At 64.5% G+C, this 17,971-nt stretch carries 17 protein-coding genes; 6 read left to right on the top strand and 11 right to left on the bottom strand.

Annotated features, from left to right (window positions below; translation table 11 throughout):
* Positions 1-2,364: TonB-dependent receptor plug domain-containing protein (locus LQV39_RS23225; RefSeq protein ID WP_374199464.1), on the top strand; the 2,364-nt coding region annotated here is incomplete at its 5' end.
* A 93-nt stretch (positions 2,365-2,457) separates the two neighbouring features.
* Here the strand turns inward: LQV39_RS23225 and LQV39_RS23230 are convergent.
* The gene (locus tag LQV39_RS23230) at positions 2,458-2,868 is read right to left on the bottom strand and encodes a hypothetical protein (protein ID WP_230029557.1); all 411 of its coding nucleotides are present in this window, start codon (positions 2,866-2,868) and stop codon (positions 2,458-2,460) included.
* Between the two features lie 61 nt (positions 2,869-2,929).
* Positions 2,930-3,469, bottom strand: coding sequence for a lysozyme (locus tag LQV39_RS23235; protein ID WP_230029558.1), 540 nt, complete (start codon positions 3,467-3,469; stop codon positions 2,930-2,932).
* 126 nt (positions 3,470-3,595) lie between these two features.
* Between LQV39_RS23235 and LQV39_RS23240 the strand changes: the two genes are divergently transcribed.
* The 3 genes from LQV39_RS23240 (at position 3,596) to LQV39_RS23250 (ending at position 5,744) form a co-directional block, all read left to right on the top strand.
* Positions 3,596-4,087, top strand: coding sequence for a type VI secretion system tube protein Hcp (locus tag LQV39_RS23240; RefSeq protein ID WP_230029559.1), 492 nt, complete (start codon positions 3,596-3,598; stop codon positions 4,085-4,087).
* 55 nt (positions 4,088-4,142) lie between these two features.
* Entirely contained in the window at positions 4,143-4,907 is a 765-nt protein-coding gene (locus tag LQV39_RS23245) for a ZIP family metal transporter (RefSeq protein ID WP_230029560.1), read from the top strand.
* Between the two features lie 120 nt (positions 4,908-5,027).
* A complete protein-coding gene (locus LQV39_RS23250) occupies positions 5,028-5,744 on the top strand; it encodes a hypothetical protein (protein ID WP_230029561.1) in 717 nt (238 codons plus the stop codon).
* A 156-nt stretch (positions 5,745-5,900) separates the two neighbouring features.
* Here the strand turns inward: LQV39_RS23250 and LQV39_RS23255 are convergent, their stop codons facing one another.
* From LQV39_RS23255 to cyoA, 7 genes are read right to left on the bottom strand one after another with little or no spacing between them, the layout of a single operon-like run.
* Positions 5,901-6,464 carry a response regulator transcription factor gene (locus LQV39_RS23255; protein ID WP_230029630.1) on the bottom strand — a complete coding sequence of 188 codons (564 nt, stop codon included), beginning with the start codon at positions 6,462-6,464 and terminating at the stop codon, positions 5,901-5,903.
* A gap of 14 nt (positions 6,465-6,478) precedes the next feature.
* The gene (locus LQV39_RS23260) at positions 6,479-7,786 is read right to left on the bottom strand and encodes an ATP-binding protein (protein WP_230029562.1); all 1,308 of its coding nucleotides are present in this window, start codon (positions 7,784-7,786) and stop codon (positions 6,479-6,481) included.
* The gene (locus tag LQV39_RS23265) at positions 7,770-8,600 is read right to left on the bottom strand and encodes an SURF1 family protein (protein WP_230029563.1); all 831 of its coding nucleotides are present in this window, start codon (positions 8,598-8,600) and stop codon (positions 7,770-7,772) included. Before LQV39_RS23265 ends, LQV39_RS23260 begins: the two co-directional genes overlap by 17 nt.
* Positions 8,601-9,026 (bottom strand): cytochrome o ubiquinol oxidase subunit IV, encoded by a 426-nt coding sequence (cyoD, locus tag LQV39_RS23270; RefSeq protein WP_230029564.1) that lies wholly within the window; start codon positions 9,024-9,026, stop codon positions 8,601-8,603.
* Positions 9,023-9,658, bottom strand: coding sequence for a cytochrome o ubiquinol oxidase subunit III (gene cyoC / locus LQV39_RS23275; RefSeq protein ID WP_230029565.1), 636 nt, complete (start codon positions 9,656-9,658; stop codon positions 9,023-9,025). Before cyoC ends, cyoD begins: the two co-directional genes overlap by 4 nt.
* Positions 9,651-11,654 carry a cytochrome o ubiquinol oxidase subunit I gene (gene cyoB, locus LQV39_RS23280; protein ID WP_230029566.1) on the bottom strand — a complete coding sequence of 668 codons (2,004 nt, stop codon included), beginning with the start codon at positions 11,652-11,654 and terminating at the stop codon, positions 9,651-9,653. Before cyoB ends, cyoC begins: the two co-directional genes overlap by 8 nt.
* A 2-nt stretch (positions 11,655-11,656) precedes the next feature.
* On the bottom strand, positions 11,657-12,682 hold the full coding sequence (cyoA, locus tag LQV39_RS23285) for a ubiquinol oxidase subunit II (protein ID WP_230029567.1): 1,026 nt from the start codon (positions 12,680-12,682) through the stop codon (positions 11,657-11,659).
* A gap of 162 nt (positions 12,683-12,844) precedes the next feature.
* Between cyoA and LQV39_RS23290 the strand changes: the two genes are divergently transcribed.
* Positions 12,845-14,194: an MFS transporter gene (locus tag LQV39_RS23290; RefSeq protein WP_230029568.1), complete on the top strand. Its 1,350-nt coding sequence runs from the start codon at positions 12,845-12,847 to the stop codon at positions 14,192-14,194.
* A 146-nt stretch (positions 14,195-14,340) separates the two neighbouring features.
* Positions 14,341-15,963, top strand: a complete 1,623-nt coding sequence (locus tag LQV39_RS23295) for an EAL domain-containing protein (RefSeq protein WP_230029569.1) — start codon at positions 14,341-14,343, stop codon at positions 15,961-15,963.
* Here LQV39_RS23295 and LQV39_RS23300 read toward each other — a convergent pair.
* The gene (locus LQV39_RS23300) at positions 15,960-16,877 is read right to left on the bottom strand and encodes a ZIP family metal transporter (protein WP_230029570.1); all 918 of its coding nucleotides are present in this window, start codon (positions 16,875-16,877) and stop codon (positions 15,960-15,962) included. The genes LQV39_RS23295 and LQV39_RS23300 overlap by 4 nt on opposite strands.
* A 78-nt stretch (positions 16,878-16,955) precedes the next feature.
* Positions 16,956-17,876 (bottom strand): manganese catalase family protein, encoded by a 921-nt coding sequence (locus tag LQV39_RS23305; RefSeq protein WP_230029571.1) that lies wholly within the window; start codon positions 17,874-17,876, stop codon positions 16,956-16,958.
* Positions 17,877-17,971 lie beyond the last annotated feature (95 nt).

The following is a 17,971-nucleotide window of genomic DNA, read 5'->3' on the forward strand; positions in this document are numbered from 1 at the left end:
CTCCTCGCGCTGGGCCTGATTGCCTCCGCCCTGCCCGCCGCGCAAGCGCAGGAAACCACGAGCGCCCAGCCCGCCCCCGCCGCCGGCGAAGTGCAGGCCGTGGTCGTCACCGGCACCCGTTCGCTGAACCGCCGCACCCTCGAAACCGAATCGCCGGTCGACGTCATCTCCAGCCGTGAGCTGCTGAGTACCGGCTCGAACGAACTGGCGACCGTGCTCTCGCGTTTGCTGCCTTCAATGAACTTCCCGCGCCCGGTCGGCGCCGATGCCAGCGACGCCGTGCGTCCGGCCCAGCTGCGCGGCCTGTCGCCGGACCAGACCCTGGTGCTGGTGAACGGCAAGCGCCGCCACACCTCGGCCGTGGTCAACGTCAACGGCACCCAGGGCCGCGGCTCGGCGCCGGTCGACCTGAACGCGATCCCGCTGGCCGCGATCGACCACATCGAAGTCCTGCGCGACGGCGCCGCCGCCCAATACGGCTCGGACGCCATCGCCGGCGTGGTCAACATCATCCTGAAGAAAGGCGCCGAAGGCGGCGAGGCGGAAATCCAGTACGGCGAATACGACAAGGGCGACGGCGAACAGACCACCGTACGCGGCTCGACCGGCTTTGCGCTGGGCGACAAGGGCTGGGTGCGCGTGGCCGTCGAAGCCGCCAACCGCAACCCGACCAACCGCGCCTTTCCCGACCCGCGTCCGGAAGCCGGCCCGCGCCAGGGCACCATCACCCAGCGCTACGGCGACCCGGACAGCCGTCCGCGCAGCCTCTTCCTCAACAGCCAGTACAACATCAACGAGAACCTCGACTGGTACGCCTTCGCCAACTACGGCGAGCGCAAGACCTCGTCGGCCGCGACCTGGCGCCTGGCCGGCCGCTCGCCGCTGTACCCGGAAGGCTTCCTGCCGCTGGAGGACAGCAAATCGACGGATGCCTCGCTAGTGACGGGCCTGCGCGGCGACCTCGCCGGCTGGCGCTGGGACGCGAGCCTGAACTACGGCCGCAACCGCTTCAGCCTGGACGTCGACAACACCACCAACCTGAGCGCCGGTTTCCCGAACCCGGGCCAGACCAGCTTCTACGCCGGCAAGCTGACCTCGACCCAGGAAATCGCCAACCTCGACGTGGCGCGCGACATCCCGGTGTCGTGGATGAGCGGCCCGCTGACGGTGGCGCTGGGCGCCGAAGCACGCTACGAGTCGTATGAAATCGGCGCCGGCGAGCCGAACTCGTATTTCGGCGGCGGCGCCCAGGGCTTCTCCGGCTTCCGTCCTGAAAATGCCGGCAAGAACAGCCGCAACAACCAGTCGCTCTACCTGAACCTGGAAGGCGACATCACCAAACAGCTGTCCGGCTCCCTGGCCGTCCGGCACGAGCGCTACAGCGACTTCGGCAACACGACTTCGGGCAAGGTCGCGGCGCGCTACGCCTTCACGCCGCAGTTCGCACTGCGCGGCACCTTCTCGAACGGCTTCCGCGCGCCTTCGCTGGCCCAGGAGTTCTACACCATCACGACGACCAACTTCCTGGTCATCAACGGCCAGAACACGCCGATCGAAACCGGCACCTTCCCGGTCAACAGCGCCGCCGCCCAGGCCCTCGGCGCCCAGCCGCTCAAACCCGAACGCGCACGTAACCTGAGCTTCGGCGCCCAGTGGCAGCCGATCCGCAACTGGACCACCACCGTCGACCTGTACCGCATCGACATCGACGACCGCGTCATCTTCTCGTCCAACCTGCAGCTGTCCGGCGCTGCAGCGGCCGGCCTGAACGCGGCGCTGCAGAACCGCGGCATCTTCGTCGGCGCCGCGCGCTACTTCACCAACGCCGTCGATACCCGCACCAAGGGCGTGGACGTGGTCAGCACCTACCGGATGAACCTCGCCCAGGGCGCGCGCGCGGACTTCACACTAGCCTACAACCACAACGACAACGAAGTGCGCCACGTCGCCGCCACCCCGGCCGTGCTGGCCAATGCGGGCCTGGTGCTGGCGGACCGCCAGACCGTGAATCGCCTGACCGTCGGTTCGCCGAAGGACAAGCTGAGCCTGTCCGGCGACTACACCCGCGGCACCTGGAGCGGCCACGCCAACGTGACGCGTTACGGAAAATTCACCGTCCCGCAAAACAACGTGGCGCTGGACCAGACCTACGATCCGCAATGGGTGCTGGACCTGTCGACGTCCGTCCGCGTGGCCAGCAACTGGCGCGTGACGCTCGGCATCGACAACGTCACCAACCGCTATCCGGCGCAGGTGACGTCCCTGGGCAACCTGAACGTGAACGGCACCCAGCCGTACAGCGTGTGGGCGCCGAATGGCTTCAATGGGCGCTTCTTCTACGGTAAGGTGGGTTATACCTGGTAAGCCAACATAGGACTGGAGAATCGCTTTAAAAACGGCGGGCCGGATTTTTCTGGCGCCGCCGCTTTTTCGCACGCTAGCTATCCATTACCTGGCTTACTTCTGCCGCGCCGCGTCGAAGAACCATCCATCCCAATGGATGACAAGCCGGTCACGGTTTTTGATGAAAGCGATAGTGCAGCCGAGATTCACGACCGTTACCGGATTTGGCAAACCAAGCTTTCGAGCACTCGCATGCGCCTGCTCGCGCAGATATAGCCGAGGCTCGACACGCTCGGCATCGAGGTCGGGCGGGGGACAATTCCGCGATCCGAACTGCACGCTTTCCTGGCTGATCTTGATGGTTTTCCCGACCAACTGACGTGCTTCCCGCTCGTCGATAGACGTGATTTGCGATCCATCGAGTGCTGCAGTCAGCTTCCATTTGCCTAACACGCTTTGCTTCTGCTTTTCCGCGCCTTGAGCGGAACATGTCATCGACGCGGCCAGGCTAAAGACCGCGATCATAAAGAGAAGTCGGATATTTCCTGCCGATGGAGCGCGTATTTGAAGCAACATATTGTCTCCCTTATTGAGTAGCAGCTTCCTGCGTAATTCGAAATGGCGCACTCTCCTCTTCGCGACGCTTGATTAATCCAGGAGCGACAACATACTTTTTCTTGCCTTTCTCCCGGATTTCGACCTTTACCATCCGCGAGATATTCGATGCCGCCCCGTCGAAATCCTTGGCATTCACATAGCCATAAGTACCGCTTGCACCGGTTGGCCCAGTGTTATAGGTAAGGCTACAGAGCGCATCGAACTGTGATTGATTGAGCGGAACTTTGATGTTCCGCCGCACGGCGCGCTCCGCATCCGCGACGCGACGCTCGAACTCCTGGTCGACCATTTCGACAGAGACCTTCTTCCCTAATTCTTCAGGGCTGCAGACGCCCCGATGGGCCAGGATCCCCGCACCCCAGGTGCAATGCCCCTTGTCCTTTCCCATATCGTTGTAGTACTTGTAGATATTCTTTTCGGTAGCGCGCATACGTGCTTTTGCTCCAGGACTCATCTTCATATGCGCCACGGTACTGAGCACTGAAGAATTGACAGGCGTGCCGGTCATGGGAGAACGCCGTTATCGTCGAAACGATCAACGTAGCACTGCAGCTCTTCCATCGCTTGACGCCAAACAAGCAAGCTCAAGGGGACTTGGTTGAACATCGCAAGCTCCACATACCTTGGAGGAATCATGGCAATCGACGTCTACCTGCAAATCGACGGCATCAAAGGCGAGTCCCACGACGATAAACACAAGGACTGGATCGAGTGCGGCACCGTCAACTGGGGCATCCTCCAGCCACGCAGCGCCACTGCATCGACTGGCGGCGGCCATACTGCCGAACGCGTGGAAATTCAGGAAATCACATTCAGCAAGATGGCCGACTTGTCCTCGCCAATACTTATGCAGACCTGCGCCATGGGCAAGACTATCCCAAAGGCAAAGTTTGAATTTATGCGGGCGGACGGCGACGGCATGCCGATCAAGTATTTCGAGATCGAACTCGAGAACGTACTGATTGGCGCGATCGCCCCTGGCATCGAAGCCGGCTCGATACTGGGCGAACACGTCAGCCTGAAGTTCTCGAAAGTAAAATGGAAATACACCCAACAGAAAATTGGCGGCGGCGCGGGTGGTTCGACAGTGGGCGGATGGGACCTGGCTGCAAACAAAGTCGCATAAGTCCGCCGACCGTAGCGAACGCTGCCCCTGGGCCCAGTCTGGTTATCATCGGGGCATGCACAACATACCAATGTGGGCCCAGGCCGGCTTCTGGGGTTTCGTGGCCGGCGCCGCGCTGCTGATCGGCGCGGCGGTCGGTTATTTCATCAAGGTGCCGCAGCGCCTGATCGCCGGCATCATGGCCTTCGGCAGCGGCGTGCTGATCTCCGCCCTCTCCTTCGAACTAATGGACGAAGCCTACCGCCAGGGCGGCTTCGACGCCACCGCCTACGGCTTCCTGGGCGGCGCGGCGGTCTACACGGCAGCCAACTGGTACCTCAACCACCGCGGCGCCAGGCATCGCAAGCGCTCGGGCGAGCAGCAGCCCTCCGAGTCGGAGAACAGCGGCAGCGGCCTGGCGATCGCCGTCGGCGCCCTGCTCGACGGCATTCCCGAATCGATCGTGATCGGCCTGTCGATGCTGAAGGGCGGCGTGGTCAGCACCGTGGCAGTGGCGGCGATCTTCCTGTCCAACGTGCCCGAGGGCCTGTCCAGCGCCGCCGGCATGAAGAAGGCCAGGCGCTCCGCCATCTACGTGTTCGGCATCTGGGGCGGCATCGCGCTCGCCTCGGGCCTCGCCTCGCTGGTCGGCTATACCGTCTTCCAGAACTTCTCCAGCGAGATCGTGGCCGCGACCACCGCGGTGGCGGCCGGCGCGATCCTGGCGATGCTGGTCGATACCATGATCCCCGAAGCTTTCGAGGTGGCGCACGACTTTGCCGGCCTGATTACCGTGGCCGGCTTCCTGGCGGCGTTCGCACTCAGCCGGCTCGGTGGCTAGCCTCTCAGACGCGTGGCGGATCGGTTTGCCACCCCATTCGTGGGGCTAACAACCTGAAACGTCGCGCGCTATCGTGCAGGCCTCGCACCTCCCCATAACGATTAAAGCAAAGAGGCAACCATGACCCGCATTTCTTCCAAGCTTGTTTCCATGTGCGCGGCCGGCGCCTGCCTGCTGGCGATGAACGCCGCCCACGCCCAGTTGTCCGCGCTCGGCGGCCTGGCCAGCAGCCTCGGCGGCATGCTGGGCAAGGCCGTGAACCCGATGGCCGGCGCCGACGCCTACGACGTCGACGCGAATCACATCGACACCTTCGTGCGCAAGTCCGCGGAACTCTCGGAAATCGCCGGCCGCTCGGTCACCGCGATCAACGCCGCTTTCGCCAGCGAAGAACAGCTGATGGCCAAGCGCGCGGCACTGGCGGCCATCGCCGCGGTGACGGATCCGAAGGACCGCGCGGCGCGCTACCGCGCGCTCTACGACCTTGAAGCCAGCGAAACGAAGCGCCTGATCGACTCCGGCGGCATGGAAAAACGCATGGCGGCGCTGGACGGCGAGAAGAAAAAGCTGATCGGCCAGGCCCTGCTGAACTTCGCGATCGGCGCGCTGCAGGCGGTGGAACTGGGCCGCCAGGGCAAGTCGATCGCGGCATCAAGCGCCATGAACCCGGTGGAACTGGTGCGACTGACGCCGGTGAAGGATGCGATCCCGATGCTGGCCAAGGTGGCGATCGATGTGTCCGGGTTCATGGGGACGGTGGTGAAGCTGGCGAAGAGTGCGGATATTGCGGTGCCGAAGGTGGGGGTGGATAGCAAGGCGGTGGCTTTGAATGTTTGAAGCGCTGCGGGGCCACTGGGCACCCATAGCTTGTAAACGTCATTCCCGCGCAGGCGGGAATCCAAGTTAGCGTGAGGAGCCAAGCACTTTTGCTTGCGGCCCGCGACGAACTTGGGTTCCCGCCTTCGCGGGAACGACGGGCATCTGCCGCAGGCCTCACTTCACCCGCTGCTTCTCCAGCTTCCGCGCCAGGGTCCGCCGGTGCAAGCCCAGCCGCCTGGCCGCCTCGGAAATATTGAAATCCGTCTCCGCCAGCACCGCGTGGATCCGCTCCCACTCCAGGGTCTTGATCGAAGTCGCGCGGTTGGTCAGTTCCAGCTCCGTGTTCCCCGCCACATGGCCGAAAGCCGCCTCGATGTCGTCGGTGTTCGAGGGCTTGGCCAGGTATTGCGAGGCGCCCAGCTTGATCGCCTCGACCGCGGTGCCGATGCTGGCGAAGCCGGTCAGCACCACGATCTGCATCTCCTCGTCATGCGCATGCAGTAGCTGCACGCAGGCCAGGCCGGAGCTGTTGCCCTTCAGTTTGAGGTCGACCACCGCATAGTTCGGGTTGTGCTCCTTCAGCAGTTCCTGGGCTTCGTCGAAGCCGGGCGCGTGCAGCACCGTATAGCCGCGCCGTTCGAAGGAGCGGCCGAGGGTGCGCGCAAAGGCGTCGTCGTCCTCGATGATCAGGAGCAGGCGATCCTGATCATGGTCTTCGTCCTGGTCCTGGTCCTGCATGTTCTCTTCTTCGTTCACTCTTGCTCCAATGCGATCGCCTTCAGCGGCAGGCTCAGGCGCACCTCGGCGCCGCCCTGCGGCCGGTTCGAGGCCGACACGCTGCCGCCCAGGGTGCGCGCCACGTTCACCACCAGGAACAGCCCGAGCCCGCCGCCCGGCCGGCCCTTGGTCGACTGGTAGGGCTTGCCGAACTGGGCCAGCATGCCCGGGGCAAAGCCGGGGCCGCGGTCCGTCACCGACAGCTGCAGCGTACCGCCGGCGGCGCTGGCTTCGAGGCCGACCCAGTCGGGCGAGGCTTCCAGTGCATTATCCAGCACATTGTCGATCATCTGCTTGAGGGCCGAATCGAAGGCCACCGGCAAGTCCTTCTCGATGCGGTTCACGTAGGCGAATTCGCGCACGGGCCGCGATTCCTGCCATTCCTCGACCAGTTCATCCATGAAGGTCCGGATGGTGGTGCGCACCGCCGATTCGCCGCGCGCCTCGCCGGCCGACAGCAGAATGCCGCTGACGATGGACTTGCAGCGCTTCAGTTGCGCCTGCATCTCCGTGATCTCCTCGATCAAGTCCGGGTTGGCCTTGAATTCGCGCATGCGCTTCCAGTCGCCCAGGATCACCGACAGGGTTGCCAGCGGGGTTCCCAGTTCGTGGGCCGCACCCGAGGCCAGCAGGCCCATGCGAACGATATGCTCTTCCTCGGCGGCGCGCTGGCGCAGGTCGGCCAGCTGGGCGGCCTTGCCGCGCAGGGTGTTCGTGATGCGCGAGATGAAGACCACCAGCAGCGCCGCGTTCAGCACGAAGCAGATCAGCATGCCCTGCACGTACAGGCTGGAGATGCCGCGCGCGTGGTCGAAGGGCAGCGGCAGCGGGCGCGCGAAGATCGACAGCCCGGCCAGGCAGGCCAGGGTGATGCCGACGATGGTCCAGGTCGACCAGGCTTCCAGCAGCACCGCCGACAGGATCACCTGCAGCAGGAACAGGAAGGCGAAGGGATTGGTGGTGCCGCCCGACAGGTAGAGCTGCATGGTCAGGCTGGCGACGTCGACCAGCAGGGCCAGGAACAGTTCGTTGTTGGTGACGGGGCGGTGCTCGTGCCAGCGCAGGTGGCTGGCGACGTTGAAGGCGATCAGGCAGGCCAGCACCTCGAGCATCTGCACCAGCGGCAGCTTGACGTCGAAGATCAGGATCGCGCCCGCGATCGTGGTGATCTGGCCGATGACGGCGATCCAGCGCAGCTCGATCAGCTGCAGCATGTTCTTGTGGCCGGCGACGTATTCGACGTCGGCGGCGGTGTTTTTCAGTACGTCAGTCGTCGTGCTCATCGTTCCCTGCCCTGCCCGGATCGGCTGCCGAAGCGCCGGCGCCGCGCGTGACCCACCACCAGGCGGCGGCCACCATCAAGGCGAGAGCATACCAAGTCACGGCATACATCAGGTGGCTGTTGTGGAAACTGACCACCGTGAGGCCGCCCTGTGGCTGGTCCGGCGAACCGGCCGGGTTCTGGCCGGCGGCGGCGTCGATGAAGTAAGGCGCGGTGAGCGTGGCCGGCAGGCCGCGCGCGGCGGCGATCGCCGGCACGTCGCGCGCGTACCAGCGGTTCGCGGCCGGATCGTTGGTGCGCAGGAAGAAGCCCTTCGGCTCGCTGATCCGCAGCAGGCCGACCAGCTGCACGGCGCCGCCGGCGTTCGCGGCGCAGGGATAAGCCTCCGACTTGCGCGGCGCATAGCGGGTGCGTTCGCCGGGCGTGGCGGGAATGAAGCCGCGGTTGACGAGGATGACGTGGCCGTCCGTGGTGCACAGAGGCGTCAGCAGCCAATAGCCGCTGCCCCGCTCGGTGAGCGCCTGGACCGGTGTGGTGTATTCGTAGAGATAGGTGCCGGCGACCTGCACCCGGCGGTATTCGTCGGATTCGGCAGTGATGCCGGCCCAGCGCGCCATCGGGGGCGGCGCGACGGGGGCGGCGTGCACGCGCTGTTCGACGCGCGCCATCAGGTCCAGCTTCCATTGCAGGCGCACGACCTGCCAGGTGCCCAGACCCGCGAAGAGAACGATCAGCAGCAGCGCGAAGGCCGCCAAGATCAGGCGCGGGGCCCGCCCGGGGCCGCTCGCCGCTGCCGCTGGATCGCTTACTGCCATTTACTGCATGTCGTGCATGCCATGCACGGACGAACCCTCGTTGCTCATGCTAGGCATCATGTTGGCGTTCATGTGGTACATGACCCAGATCGAGCCGGTCATCACGATGAACAGCAGGATGACGGTCAGCAGCAGCGCCATCATGTTCCAGCCGCCCTCGGACTTCGAGTTCATGTGCAGGAAGTAGACCATGTGGACCACGAGCTGCACGGCGGCGAAGCCGAGGATCACGGCCTTGGTCGTGCCCGGGGCCAGCTGGTGGGTCATCACCAGCCAGAACGGGATCGCGGTCAGGATCACCGACAGGATGAAACCGATCGAGTAATCCTTCAGGCTGCCGTGGGCTTCCATGTGGTCGTGGTGGTCCACGCCGTGGCCGTGGCCATGGTCGTCGTGGCCGTGAGCGTGGGTGTGGTGATCGCTCATGGCAGAACTCCCATCAGGTAGACAAAGGTGAACACGCCGATCCAGACGACGTCCAGGAAGTGCCAGAACATCGACAGGCAGGCGAGGCGGCGGTAGTTGGCGGCGGTGATGCCGTGCTTACCGAGCTGGAACATCAGCGTGACCAGCCACACGATACCGAAGGTCACGTGCAGGCCGTGGGTGCCGACCAGCGAGAAGAACGCGGTCAGGAAGCCCGAACGCCACGGACCGAAGCCTTCGTGGATCAGATGCGCGAACTCGTACAGTTCCAGGCCCAGGAAGCAGGCGCCCAGCACGCCGGTGATCGCCAGCCAGAGCTGGGTCTTGCCCAGGTTCTTCTGTTGCGCGGCCAGCATGGCGAAGCCGTAGGTGATCGACGAGAACAGCAGGAAGCCGGTATTCACGGCCACCAGCGGCAGCTCGAAGATCTCGGCGCCCGACGGGCCGCCTGCGTAGTTGCGGCCCAATACGGCGTAGGTCGCGAACAGGCAGGCGAAGATGAGCGTGTCGCTCATCAGGTAGATCCAGAAACCGAGCAGCGTGCCGTTTTCCGGGTGATGCTCGCGCGCATAGAAGCGCGAGCTGATGTCGGCGCCGGTGGCGCTGACGGTGTTGGTATTAATGTCAGACATGGGCTTCCAGCAGTCGGGTATGGGCTTCTTCCGTACGCGTCACTTCTTCCGCAGGGATGTAGTAATCGCGCTTGTAGTTGAACGTGTGGTAAATCGTGATGGCGACCGTTGCCACGAAGGACAGCGCCACCAGCAACCACATGTGCCAGATGATACCGAAGCCCAGCACGAAGGTGGCCATCGGGATCACCGGGCCGGCCCAGGTGTTGGCCGGCATGTGGATCGCGACGAAGTCCTTCAGCGGACGCTTGTAGCCGGCCTTCTTCATGTCGGCCCAGGTGTCGTTGTCGAACACGACCGGGGTGAACGCGAAGTTGTAGTCAGGCGGCGGCGACGAAGTGGCCCATTCCAGGGTACGGCCGTTCCACGGATCGCCGGTGACGTCGCGCAGCTTCTTGCGGTTGATGATGGACACGGCGAACTGCATGATCATGCAGCCGATGCCGGCGGCGATCATCAGGGTGCCCAGCAGCGACACCTGGAACAGCCAGTGGATCGACGGATCTTCGAAGTGGCTCAGGCGGCGGGTGACGCCCATGAAGCCCAGGACGTATGGCGGGGTGAAGGCGACCCAGAAACCGATCGACCACAGCCAGAACGAGTACACGCCCCACTTGCGGTCCAGCTTGAAGCCGAACATCTTCGGCCACCAGTAGTTCACGCCTGCGAACAGGCCGAACAGCACGCCGCCGATGATGACGTTGTGGAAGTGGGCGATCAGGAACAGCGAGTTGTGCAGCACGAAGTCGGCCGGCGGGACCGCCAGCATCACGCCGGTCATGCCGCCGATGATGAAGGTGATCATGAAGGACACGGTCCACATCATCGGCAGTTCATAGCGGATGCGGCCCTTGTACATGGTGAACAGCCAGTTGAAGATCTTGGCGCCGGTCGGGATCGAGATGATCATCGTGGTGATGCCGAAGAAGGAGTTCACGCTGGCGCCCGAACCCATCGTGAAGAAGTGGTGCAGCCACACGAGGTAGGACAGGACCATGATCACGACGGTCGCGTAGACCATCGACGAGTAGCCGAACAGGCGCTTGTTGCAGAAGGTCGCGACGACTTCCGAGTAGATGCCGAAGGCCGGCAGGATCAGGATGTACACCTCCGGGTGGCCCCAGATCCAGATCAGGTTCACGTACATCATCGCGTTGCCACCCAGTTCATTCGTGAAGAAGTGGGTGTCGAACAGGCGGTCCAGACCCAGCATCGCCAGGGTGACGGTCAGGATCGGGAAAGCCATCACGATCAGGATGTTGGTGCACAGCGCGGTCCAGGTGAAGACTGGCATCTTCATCAGGTCCATGCCCGGGGCGCGCATCTTGACGATGGTGACCACCAGGTTGATACCCGACAGCAGCGTGCCGACACCGGCAATCTGCAATGACCAGATGTAGTAGTCCACCCCGACGTCAGGACTTGCCAGGATGCCGGACAGCGGCGGATAGGCCAGCCAGCCGGTACGGGCGAATTCGCCGACGAACAGCGAGGCCATCACGAGCAGCGCGCCCATGGTGGTCATCCAGAACGAGAAGTTGTTCAGGAAGGGGAAGGCGACGTCGCGCGCGCCGATCTGCAGCGGCACCACGTAGTTCATCAGGCCCGTCACCAGCGGCATCGCCACGAAGAAGATCATGATCACGCCGTGGGCGGTGAAGACCTGGTCGTAGTGGTGCGGCGGCAGGAAGCCATGCGAATCGCCGAAGGAGAACGCCTGCTGGGCGCGCATCATCAGTGCGTCGGCAAAGCCGCGCAGGAACATGATCAGACCAAGGATCATGTACATGATGCCGATCTTCTTGTGGTCGATACTGGTGAACCAGTCGTTCCAGAGATAGCCCCACAGCTTGAATTTGGTGATGGCGCCGAGGACGACCAGGCCGCCCAGGATGACCATGGCAAAGGTACCGATCAGGATCGGCTCGTGATAGGGAATCGCTTCCCAGCTGAGCCGACCGAAGATCAACTTCATTAAGTCTAGTTGCTCGTGCATGATTACTTCTTCTTCACAGATTCATCGGGCGTGGTGCAGACCTCGCCGTTGTTGGCCTGGGCCAGGCGGGTCGCTGCCGCGTGTTGGGGCATCCGGTTCATCGCCATCTCACGCGCCTTGCGGGCGTCGTCCATCATCATCTTGTCCTGGCACACGACGCCATCGGCGACGCAGCGGTTCAGGATGCGATAGTACATATCGTCGTCGACGGAACCGTAGTGGCGGACCGGATCCTTGATGCTCGGCTTTTCCAGCACCAGGTAATTGGCGCGGTCCAGCTTGCCGGTACCGGTGCTCTTGACCGAAGCGACCCAGGCGTCGAAGTCGCCCTGGGCCACGCCGCGGTAGCCGAACTTCATGTCCGAGTAACCGGCGCCGCTGTAGTTGGACGAGATGCCGAAGGACTGCACCGGCTTGTTCTGGACCGCGTTCAGCGTGATTTCCATGCCCGGCATCGCGTACACCATGCCTGCCAGTTCCGGCACGTAGAAGGCATTCATGACCGAAGTCGCGCTGACCTTGAAGCGGACCGGCACGTCGACCGGGACCACCAGTTCATTGACGGTGGCGATGCCCTGCTCCGGATAGATGAACAGCCATTTCCAGTCCATCGCCACGGCCTGCACGACCAGCGGCTTGGCGGTGGCGGGAATCGGACGGCCCTCGGCGATGCGGTCGAGCGGACGGTAGGGGTCGAGCTTGTGGGTGTAGATCCAGGTCACCAGGCCGAGCACGATGACGATCAGCAGGGGCGCGCCCCAGATCACGAGTTCGAGCTTGGTCGAGTGGTCCCAGTCCGGCTCGTAGGCCGCTTCGGTATTGCTAGCGCGGTATTTACGGGCAAAGTAGATGATGAGGAACATCACCGGGACGATAATCAACAGCATCAGGATCACCGAAACGATGATCAGATGCGCCTGCTGCTTGGCTATGTCTCCGGAAGGATTCATCACCACCGTGTTGCAGCCCGCCAGGGCCGCCAACAGGGGGGTGAGAAGCAATCCGCGACTTACGGTCTTGGGAATCATGCTTGTGTTTTACGTTACATGGGAAAAATAACATGCTAATGTAACGCCAACGGTGCACGTTTGGCGATTGGACGTTTTGTCCCACCCTTCGCACTTTTTTTGTTGTTGACGTTTCATCCCGAAGGGTATTGCCCAGTTGTCATTGACTATAGGAGAAGAAATATGCAGCAGAACACCACCACCACTTACGGCGACGCAGCCGCTTCTCCCATCACTGCGCCGCACAGCGGCGCGCGCAACATCAATTCCCGCGATACCGCCATTTCTCCCGGCGACATCGCCGTCGGCGTGGTCATCGGCCGCGCCTCGGAATACTTCGACTTCTTCGTCTACGCGATCGCCTCGGTGCTCGTGTTCCCGGCGGTCTTTTTCCCCTTCGCGGACCGGCTGGAAGGCACCCTGTACTCGTTTGCCATCTTCGCCCTTGCCTACATCGCAAGGCCGATCGGCACCCTGGTCTTCATGTCCATCCAGCGCCACTTCAGCCGCGAGATCAAGCTGACCATCGCCCTGTTCATGCTGGGCACGGCCACCGTCGCCGTGTCCGCCCTGCCGACCTATTCGCGCTGGGGCGAGTGGGCCATCATCGCGCTCGCCGTACTGCGCCTGGGCCAGGGCTTCGCCCTGGGCGGCACCTGGGACGGCCTGCCTTCGCTGCTGGCACTGAACGCCCCCGAGCACAAGCGCGGATGGTACGCGATGTTGGGACAACTTGGCGCACCGGTCGGATTCATCATCGCCGCCGGCGTGTTTTCCTACCTGATGGCCGAGCTCTCGCAGGACGATTTCCTGGTCTGGGGCTGGCGTTTCCCCTTCTATGTCGCCTTCGCCATCAACGTGGTCGCGCTGTTCGCCCGCCTGCGCCTGATCTCGACGCCGGACTACACCCACCTGCTGGACGAGCACCAGCTGGACGCCGTGCCGGTCCGTGAAGTGGCCGGCAAGCAGGGCAGCACCATCGTGCTGGGCGCCCTCGCCGCCCTGGCCAGCTACGCGCTGTTCCACCTCGTGACCGTGTTCCCGCTGTCCTGGCTGCAGCTCTACGACACCCGCTCGATGTCGGACTTCCTGGTCGTCCAGATCTGGGGCGGCGGCCTCGCGATCGTCGGCGTGCTGGCCTCCGGCCTGATCGCCGACAAGTTCGGCCGCAGGAATACCCTCGGCACCCTGGCCGCGCTGATCGCCCTGTTCTCGGGCTTCGTGCCGACCCTGATGGACGGCGGCGTGACGGGCCAGAACACCTTCATCCTGGTCGGCTTCCTGCTGCTCGGCATGTCCTACGGCCAGGCCGCCGGCGCCGTGACCTCGAACTTCCTGCCGGAATACCGCTACACCGGCGCGGCCCTGACCTCCGACCTCGCCTGGCTGGTGGGCGCCGCCTTCGCGCCATTGGTCGCGCTGGGCCTGGCCGCCAACTACGGCCTCGGCTACGTCAGCCTCTACCTGCTCTCGGGCGCGCTCGCCTCGCTGGCGGCGCTGAGCCTGAACCGCGCGCTGGAGATCCGAAACTGAGGCTAAAGTAGGAAGCAGCAGAGCTTACGCCCCGGCCGATGCCGGGGCTTTTTTTTGCGCGCTGCGTGTTTACGCCCCTCGCTATAATCGCCCAACCAGTGCCGGCCCAGCCCGGCATTGCCGGGTTGGCGTTCCAGGGGGCCATCATGCGAAGACAGTTGACGTTCGGCCTCACGCTGATGCTGGCTCTGGCGGCGCTCGTCCTGCCGCCCTGGCTGGCCTGGCGCGAGGCCGAGCGCCAGGCCTTCGACGCCGAGACTGCCCTCACGCTGGGCTACGCGCGCGACGTGCTGCACCGGACCGACGAAACAGGCCGCCAGGCCCTGGCCGGGATCCAGGCCCTGGTCCATTCCGGGCTGCCGCCCTGCTCCAACGGCGCGCGCGAGCTGATGCGCGAAATCGACCTGACCTCGACCTACCTGCAGGCGATCGGCTATGTGCGCGACGGTGTGATGGTGTGCTCCTCGATGACCGGGGCCCCTGTGCCGCTCGGCGCGATGAGCTTCCGCACGTCCAGGGATGTCGAGTTCTATCTGGACGTGCCGATCCGCACCACCTACGGCCACCCGCTGCTCGCGATGGCGAAGGATGGCTACGCGGTCCTGATCCACCGCGACCTTCCTCTCGACATCTGGACCGACGTACCCGACGTCTCGCTCGCCATGATGCACCTCGAGCGCCGCCGCACCAGCGTTCAGCGAGGCCACATCGATCCCGCCTGGCTCGATCGCCTCGGCAAGGAGACCGGCGCCACCTTCAGCGACGGCCGCTACCTCGTCACCATCACACGCTCGCAGCACTTCCTGACCGCCGCCATTGCCGCCACCCCGATTTCCCACCTGAACGCGCGCACCCGCGAGATCGCCATGCGCCTGGTGCCGGCCGGCCTGTTCGCCGGCCTGGCGGCGGCCGCCGCGGTGCTGCTGCTGGCGCGCCAGCAGCTGTCGCTGGTCTCGAGCCTGCGCGTGGGCCTGCGCCGCAACCAGTTCTTCCTCGAGTACCAGCCGCTGATCGACCTGCGCAGCGGCCATTGCGTGGGCGTCGAAGCGCTGCTGCGCTGGCGCGACGGCGCCGGCGAGCTGGTATCGCCGGACATCTTCATCCCGGTGGCGGAGTCCAGCGGCCTGATCGGCAAACTGACGGAAAGGGTAATCGAGCTGGTGTGCAACGATGCCGGCCATTTCCTGGCCAGCCATCCCGGCTTTCATGTGGCGATCAACCTGTCGCCGGCCGACCTGCGCTCGACCGCCATCGTCGGCATGCTGGACCGCATGATGGCGCGCAGCGGCGCCCTGCCCTCCAACGTGATCGTCGAGATCACGGAGCGCGGCTTCGTCGACAAGGAAAAGGCGCGCGAAGTGATCGCCGCCCTGCACGCGCGCGGCATCGAAGTGGCGATCGACGATTTCGGCACCGGCTATTCGAGCCTGTCCTACCTGGAGTCGCTGGATCTCGACTTCCTGAAGATCGACCGCTCCTTTATCGAATCGATCGGCACCGGGGCGCCCACCAGCCAGGTGGTCAGCCACATCATCGGCATGGCCCACAACCTGGAGCTGAGGATGATCGCCGAGGGGGTCGAGAACCACGAGCAGGCGGCCTTCCTGCGGGTGCGCGGGGTCGGCTATGCGCAGGGCTGGCTGTTCGGCCATCCGGGCCGCTTCGAGCATGCCGCCAATCTGCACCGCGCGGCGCTCGAGAGCCGGGCCCGATGCCTGCCGCAGCCGACGCATGCAGGCCCGGAGGCGGAACCGGGCCAGGGCGGTTAGCCGAGCGCGGTATCCAGCACCGTCATCAAGATGAAGCCGAAGATCAGCGCCACGCTGGCCCAGGTCCCGTGGCCGTGCTGGTGCGATTCCGGCACCACGTCGTTGGCGATCACGAACAGCATCGCGCCCGCGGCCGCAGCAAGAGCGAACGGCAGCAGGCCGGCCGAGATGCCGATCAGGGCGACCCCGAGCACCGCCGCCACCGGCTCGATCAGGCCGGAGGCCACGCCCAGCGCGGTGGAGAGGACCCGCCCGTAGCCGACCGTGCGCAGCGCCAGCGCCACCACCAGGCCCTCCGGCACGTCCTGGATCGAGATCCCGGTAGCCAGCGAATTCGCTTTGCCGAGGTCGACGCCGGCATAGGCAACGCCGATCGCCAGCCCTTCCGGCATGTTGTGCAGGGACACGGCCCAGACGAAGAGCCAGGCGCGCTTGAAGGAGATGTTACTGAGGGAGATGTTACTGCGGGAATGGGCGCCGCCCGGCTCGTTCGGCTTGAGGATGCCGTCGGTGGTGATCAGGCGGTCCAGCGCCAGCAGCAGGCCGGCGCCCATCAGGATGCCGGCGCCGACGCTCAGGCTGGCGCCCCAGTTGCCGGCGCCGCCCGCCTTGGCGGCGGCAAGCGCCGGGATCACCAGCGAGAACGAGGTGGCGCCCAGCATCACGCCGGCGCCGAAACCGAGGAAGCAGTCGTAGGTCCGCTTCGAAAAATTTTGCGACAGCAGCACCGGGATGGTGCCGAGCGCGGTCGCGGCGGCAGCCGTCCCGCCGCCGATCAGCGCGGCGCGCAGGTTGGTCGTGCCATCCATCAGCTCGGCGAACAGTCTGGTGAGCAGCAGTACGCAGCCCAGGCCGCAGATCAGGATACCGATCGCCTTGCGCGGCGTCAGCGCGCGTATCACTTGTGTATTCATGCATGTCCTTCCAACGACAGGCGCCGCACAGCGGAATGCTGCGCGGCGCCAACGGTCACACTTCCCGCGCGGATGGGTTTACTTGCCCTTGCCCTTGCCCTGCACGGTGGCGCCGTCCGCCATGGTCTGGTTGCCCATGCCCAGTTCGGCGCCGGTCGGCGGGTCGATGGACGGGTCCGACTTGGTGCGCTCGGCCATGGCGCGCAGGATGTCGATGTCCTTGGCCGGCAGCTTGACTTCGGCCTCGCCGCTGCCGCCATCCACCGCCATCTGCTTCTCGCGGTCGGTGACAAAGTCCCATTTCTCGCCCTGGTTCCAGGAGCCGCGCATTTCGCCCGGGCCCTGCGACATGTTGAAATAGGTGTCGGCAAAGCGCGGGTCGCCCGGCAGCTTCCCGGCCGGGAAGTTCGGATTCATCGAGTACAGCGCTTTCTCGAAGGACTTCTGGTGCGCGATCTCGCGCGTCATCAGGAAGCCCAGCGCCTCCTTCACGCCCGGGTCATCGGTGCAGGCGATCAGGCGTTCGTAGACGATCTTGGCGCGCGCCTCGGCCGCGATGTTCGAGCGCAGATCGGCGCTCGGCTCACCGATCGAGTCGACATAGGCCGCGCTCCAGGGCACGCCTGCGGAGTTGATCAGCGCCGGGCCGCCGCCGTAGAGGATCTGGGTCACATGGCTGTCGTTGCCGGCGCCGTTGATCTTGCGGTACATCTCGGCGGCGCTGTCGGTGGCCTCGGCCAGCTCACCCTTGGCGGCCTTGTTCAGCATGGCGACGATGTGGCCGATGATCTCGAGGTGGCTGAGCTCTTCGGTTGCAATGTCGAACAGCATGTCCTTGCGGCCCGGATCGTCTTCGCCGACGGCCTGGGTGAAGTAGCGCATGGCCGCAGCCAGCTCGCCCTGCGGGCCGCCGAATTGTTCCAGCATGAGATTGGCCAGTCCCGGATTCGGCTCGCTGACGCGTACCGTGTACTGCAGACGTTTGTTGTGTGCAAACATTGCCTGTCCTCCGTTTATATATGTTGGATTCGCGCGCCGGAACGCGTCCTGCCTTGCCGGCGCAGCCTGCCGGCCGCACTGTTGTGCAACCGGCC

The organism is Massilia sp. Bi118 (assembly GCF_918697865.1).
In the GTDB taxonomy this organism is placed as follows: domain Bacteria; phylum Pseudomonadota; class Gammaproteobacteria; order Burkholderiales; family Burkholderiaceae_D; genus Telluria.